Source organism: uncultured Frigoribacterium sp. (genome assembly GCF_963515265.1).
Classification (GTDB): Bacteria; Actinomycetota; Actinomycetes; order Actinomycetales; family Microbacteriaceae; genus Frigoribacterium.
On sequence record NZ_CAUPYL010000170.1, the window covers coordinates 1 to 5,599 of the forward strand.

The window sequence follows — 5,599 nt, forward strand, 5'->3', positions numbered from 1 at the left end:
GTCGAGCACGACGAGGTGCCGGTCGGCGTCGCCGACCGCACGGCCGCCGCCGGCCGCGGCGACCTGGCCGAGCATCGCGGCGCGGGCGTCGTCGTCGCGGCGCTCGTCCCGGGTGCCCCGACGCTCGTCGACGGCGGCGCGCGCCTCGACGAGGAACAGCCGGTTCGCCTGGTCCCTGGTCGTGTAGGGCACGCCCTCGAGGTTGCCGACGAGGCCGGGCACGCGGGCGACGAGGCCCAGCTGCCGCGACGGGGCGAGGTCGGCCCACCAGGACGCCACCTCGGGGGCGGTCCGGACGGAGGCGACCGCATCGACGAGCGTGCCGGTGTCGTCGCCGGAGGCGTCCAGCGAGTCGGCGAAGTCGTCGAGCTCGTGATCGCTCGCCGTCGCCAGGACGGTGAGGCACCCCTCGGGCGCGGCTACCGCGCAGGCGGCGGACAGCGAGGAGTCGGCAGACGAGGGCGCGTCGGGCACGACCGTCGAAGCCCAGGCGTGCACCTCAGGGCTCGCGCCCACCGTCGCGGCTGCGGGCTCGACGGGACCGGCGACCACCCCGGAGAGGTGGATCGATGCGGACAGGATGGCTGCAGCGAGGAACAGCACGTCGGGTCTTTCCCTCTCGTGCGCACCCGAGCCACGACCCCCTACAGCCCCGGCCGATGCGCGCCCTCATCTTAAGAGAGCGAGGTGCCGCCTGACCAGGGTTTTCGTCAGTCAGCTGAGGATTCGTCCCCCGAATCGGGGACAGCGAGCCCCGCTGGGCCCTCCTTAAGGAGGACAGCGAACTCGGCCGCGTCGATGATGCGGACGCCGAGCTGCTCCGCCTTCGTGAGCTTCGACCCGGCGCCGGGGCCTGCGGCCACGAAGTCGGTCTTCTTGCTCACGCTGTTGCCGGCCTTCCCGCCGGCCGCGAGGATCGCCTCCTGCGCGCCCTCCCGGCTGAAGCCCTCGAGGCTGCCCGTCGCGACGACGGTCAGGCCCGACAGCACTCCCCCGGCCTCGACGGCCGCGCCGGGACCCGGGTGGTCGGGCGTCGTGAGCTGGACGCCGGCCGCGGCCCAGCGGTCGACGATCTCGACGTGCCAGTCGACCTCGAACCAGTCGCGCAGGGCGTCGGCGATGATGCCGCCCACGCCGTCGACGGCGGCCAGCTCGTCGCGGGTCGCGGCTCGGATCGCGTCGAGCGAGCCGAAGTGGCCGGCCAGCGCCCGGGCGGCGACCGGCCCGACGTGGCGGATGCTGAGGCCGACGAGGATGCGCCAGAGCGGGCTCGTCTTCGCCGCCTCGAGGTTGGCGAGCATCTCGATCGCCGTCTTCGACGGCACGCTCGTCTCGTCGCCGGCGAACTCCGTGGCGTCCGGGTCGAAGGGACCGTCCTTCTTCGCACGGCGCCGCCGGAACGGCGTGACGAGCTTGGGCACGCCGTCGGCCTCGAGCTTCTCCATGCCCGTCTCGGAGTCGCGCACGACCACCCGCACGGGGAAGATGTCGCTCATCGTCAGGTCGAACAGGCCCGCCTCGGTGCGGAGCGGCGGCGTCGCCGGCTCGACGGGCTGCGTCAGCGCGGCCGCCGCGACCTCGCCGAGGCCCTCGACGTCGAGCGAGCCGCGCGAGGCGATGTGCTCGACGCGGCCGCGCACCTGCGCGGGGCAGCTCTCGGCGTTGGGGCAGCGGAGGTCGACGTCGCCCTCCTTCGCCGGGCGCAGGGTCGTGCCGCACTCGGGGCACTCGGTGGGCATGACGAACTCCCGCTCGCTGCCGTCGCGCAGCTCCACGACCGGGCCGAGCACCTCGGGGATGACGTCGCCGGCCTTCCGCAGCACGACGGTGTCGCCGATCAGCACGCCCTTGGCCTTGACGACCTGCTGGTTGTGCAGGGTCGCCTGGCGCACCTCGCTGCCCGCGACCTCGACCTTGCGCATCACGGCGAACGGCGTGGCGCGACCGGTGCGGCCGACGCTCACGACGATGTCGAGCAGCTCGGTGTTCACCTCTTCGGGCGGGTACTTGAACGCCGTCGCCCAGCGCGGCGCCCGGCTGGTGGCGCCGAGCTCGTCGTGCAGGGCGAGGTCGTCGACCTTGACGACGATGCCGTCGATCTGGTGCTCGACGCTCGACCGGCGCACGCCGTAGTCGTGGATGAACGCCGCCACCTCGGGCACCGTGTCGTAGACGCGGTGGTGCGTCGAGATGGGCAGGCCCCACGAGGCGAGGAGGTCGTAGACCTCGCTCTGGCTGTGGACGTCGGTGTCGCGCTCGAGCTCGCGGACGGGCCAGGCGCCGATGCCGTGCACGAGCATCCGCAGGCTGCGGAGGCGGGCGTCCATCAGGGCGCGCTTCTCCGGGCTCTTGCCCTCGGCCTTCTGCCGCAGCGAGCCGGCCGCGGCGTTGCGCGGGTTCGCGAAGACGCGCTCGCCTGCCTCGCGCTGGCGGGCGTTCAGCTGGTCGAACTCGGCGACCGGGAAGAAGATCTCACCGCGCACCTCGACGATCGGGGGGTGGCCGGTGCCCTCGAGACGCTCGGGGATCGTCCCCATGGTGAGGACGTTGCCCGTGACGTCTTCTCCCACGACGCCGTCGCCACGGGTGGCGGCCGTGACGAGCACCCCGTGCTCGTAGCGCAGGTTGATGGCGAGCCCGTCGATCTTGAGCTCGCAGAGGAACCGGACGCGCTCGGCCCCGGCGTCGCGCTCGACCTTGCCGGCCCACTCGGCGAGCTCGTCGTCGCTGAAGACGTTGTCGAGGCTGAGCATGCGCTCGGCGTGCTCGACAGGGGCGAACTGCGTCGTCTCGGCCCGGCCGCCCACGGTCTGCGTTGGGCTGTCGGCCTTCAGCAGCTCGGGGTGCTCGCCCTCGAGCTCGGCCAGCCGCCGCACGAGCGCGTCGTAGTCGGAGTCGGACGCCGTCGAGGCGTTGCCCTCGTAGTACTGGTCGCGCAGCTCGAGGACGCGTGACGTCAGCTGCGCGACCTCGTCACGGGCGGCGGCGAGGTCGTCGGGCGTGACGTCGGGGACGGCCCCGTCGTCCGCAGGCCCGTCGCTCACGGCGCGGGGACCGGGACGGCGCTGACCGTCCGGTCGATCGTGCACTGGCCGAGCACGCGGGTGCCGACGTAGACGACGGCGGTCTGCCCGGGGGCGACGCCGCTGAGGGGCTCGTGGGGAGTGATCACGAGCTCCGTTCTACCCTCGACCACCGACACCCGCGCGACGGCCGGGACGGGGTCGGCGTGGGCCCTGATCTGGACGTCGCAGTCGAACGCCGTCGTGGGGTCGACCGGCGCGCGTCCGGCCCACGTGTACGAGCCGCCGGCGATCTCGGCGATGTCGAGCGCCTCCTTCGGCCCCACCACCACCGTGTTGTCGACCGGTCGCACCTCGAGCACGAAGCGGGGCTTGCCGTCGTCCGACGGGAACCCGACGTTCAGCCCCTTGCGCTGCCCGACCGTGAACGCGTGCGCGCCCTGGTGCGTGCCGATCGTCTCGCCCGAGCGGTCGAGGATGTCGCCCTGCTCGGCGCCGACGCGCTCCGCGAGCCAGCCGCGGGTGTCGCCGTCGGGGATGAAGCAGATGTCGTGGCTGTCGGGCTTCGCCGCGACGCTGAGGCCACGGGCGGCGGCCTCGGCACGCACCTCGGCCTTCGAGGGCGTGGCCCCGAGCGGGAACATCGAGTGCGCCAGCTGGTCGGCGGTGAGGACGCCGAGCACGTACGACTGGTCCTTGGCCCAGGCCGAGGCGCGGTGCAGCTCTCGCTCGCCCTGGTCGTCGGTGACGACGGTCGCGTAGTGCCCGGTGCACACCGCGTCGAAGCCGAGCGCGAGGGCCTTCTCGAGCAGGGCGGCGAACTTGATGCGCTCGTTGCAGCGCATGCAGGGGTTGGGGGTGCGACCCGCGGCGTACTCGGCCACGAAGTCGTCGACGACGTCGAGCTTGAACCGCTCGCTGAAGTCCCACACGTAGTAGGGGATGCCGATGACGTCGGCGGCGCGCTGGGCGTCCATCGAGTCCTCGATGGTGCAGCAGCCGCGGCTGCCGGTGCGGAGGGTGCCGGGCATCCGGCTGAGGGCCAGGTGCACCCCGACGACGTCGTGGCCGGCCTCGACCGCCCGGGCCGCGGCGACCGCCGAGTCGACGCCGCCGCTCATCGCTGCGAGGATCTTCATCCGTCAAGTGTAAGCAGCCGCGCCGGGGCCCGGCGGGGCCAGGGCGGTCGACCCCGGCCGAGGCAGGCATAGTGTGGCCGGTGCCATGACGTCGACGCCCTCCCCCGCCTTCTCGTTCCGGTCCGTCGCCCTGTCGGCATTCCTCCCCGCCGCGTTGTTCGCGATCGGCGAGGGGGCGATCATCCCGATCATCCCGGTCGTCGCCAGCGACCTCGGGGCGACCCTGCCCTTCGCGGCGTTCGTCGCCGCGCTCATCCTGGTGGGCGAGCTGATCGGCGACGTCCCGAGCGGCTGGCTCGTCTCCCGCATCGGCGAGCGCACCGCCATGATCTCCGCCGCCCTCGTGAGCATCGTCGGGCTGCTGACCTGCGTGTGGGCGCCGAACGAGTGGGTGCTGGCCTGGGGCGTGCTGCTGATCGGCCTCTCGACGGCCGTGTTCGCCCTGGCCCGGCACGCGTTCATGACGAGCTTCGTGCCGGTGGAGGTCCGGGCGCGGGCGCTCTCGAGCCTCGGCGGGGTCTTCCGGCTCGGCTACTTCGTCGGCCCGTTCCTCGCGGCCGGCACCATCCACCTCACCGGCTCGACGCAGTCCGCCTTCTGGATCCACGTCGCCGGCTGCCTCGGCGCGGCCGTCGTGCTGCTCCTGCTGCGCGACCCGTCCGAGGTGCTCCGCGAGCGCCGGGCGGCGGCGGCCGTGCCCGTCGACGCCCCGACCCCCGGCGAGGAGGAGGTCGCGAAGGAGGCGGAGGGCCTGTTCCGCACGCTCGCCCGCCATCGCGGCGTCCTCGTCAAGCTGGGCAGCGGAGCCGCGCTGATCGGCGCGATGCGGGCCGGGCGCCAGGTGATCCTGCCGCTCTGGGCCGTGAGCATCGGCATCAGCGCGCCGCAGACGGCGCTGATCATCGGCATCGCGGGCGCCGTCGACTTCGCCCTCTTCTACACGAGCGGCCAGATCATGGACCGCTGGGGCCGCCTCTGGAGCGCCGTCCCGTCGATGGTCGGCCTCTCGATCTCGTACCTGGCCCTGTCGCTCACGCACGACCTCGACGCCCGGGTCGGCTGGTTCATCGCGGTGGCGATGTTCATGTCGCTCGCGAACGGGATCGGCAGCGGCATCCTCATGACCCTCGGCGCCGACCTCGCCGACCGGGCCGACCCGGCGCCGTTCCTCGGCGCCTGGCGGTTCACGGGCGACGCCGGCAGCGCGGCCGCGCCGCTGCTCATCTCGGGGCTGACCGCCGTCGTCTCGATCTCGCTGGCCAGCGGGGTGATGGGCGTGCTCGGCCTCGTCGGGGCGGCCATCCTGCTGCGCTACGTGCCGCGGTACTCGCCGCACGTGCCGCGGGAGCTGCGCTGAGCCCTGGCCGTCGCCTCCTCGTGTCCGTGCTCGTGCTCGTGCTCGTGCTCGTGCTCGTGCTCGTGCTCGTGCTCGTGCTC

The 5,599-nt window shown here is 73.3% G+C and carries 3 protein-coding genes and 1 pseudogene; 1 reads left to right on the forward strand and 3 read right to left on the reverse strand.

The window, feature by feature from the left end:
• The 3 genes and pseudogenes from RWM17_RS11680 to mnmA all read right to left on the reverse strand — a co-directional run.
• Positions 1 to 603: pseudogene (locus RWM17_RS11680) on the reverse strand (hypothetical protein); the annotation flags it as partial.
• A 107-nt stretch (positions 604 to 710) separates the two neighbouring features.
• Positions 711 to 3,044 carry an NAD-dependent DNA ligase LigA gene (gene ligA, locus RWM17_RS11685; protein ID WP_314103873.1) on the reverse strand — a complete coding sequence of 778 codons (2,334 nt, stop codon included), beginning with the start codon at positions 3,042 to 3,044 and terminating at the stop codon, positions 711 to 713.
• Entirely contained in the window at positions 3,041 to 4,162 is a 1,122-nt protein-coding gene (mnmA, locus tag RWM17_RS11690; protein ID WP_314103876.1) for a tRNA 2-thiouridine(34) synthase MnmA, read from the reverse strand. The genes ligA and mnmA overlap by 4 nt, the downstream gene beginning before the upstream one ends.
• 85 nt (positions 4,163 to 4,247) lie before the next feature.
• Between mnmA and RWM17_RS11695 the strand changes: the two genes are divergently transcribed.
• Complete coding sequence (locus RWM17_RS11695; protein WP_314103879.1) at positions 4,248 to 5,519, forward strand: MFS transporter; 1,272 nt, start codon at positions 4,248 to 4,250, stop codon at positions 5,517 to 5,519.
• The last annotated feature ends 80 nt before the right edge of the window (positions 5,520 to 5,599 follow it).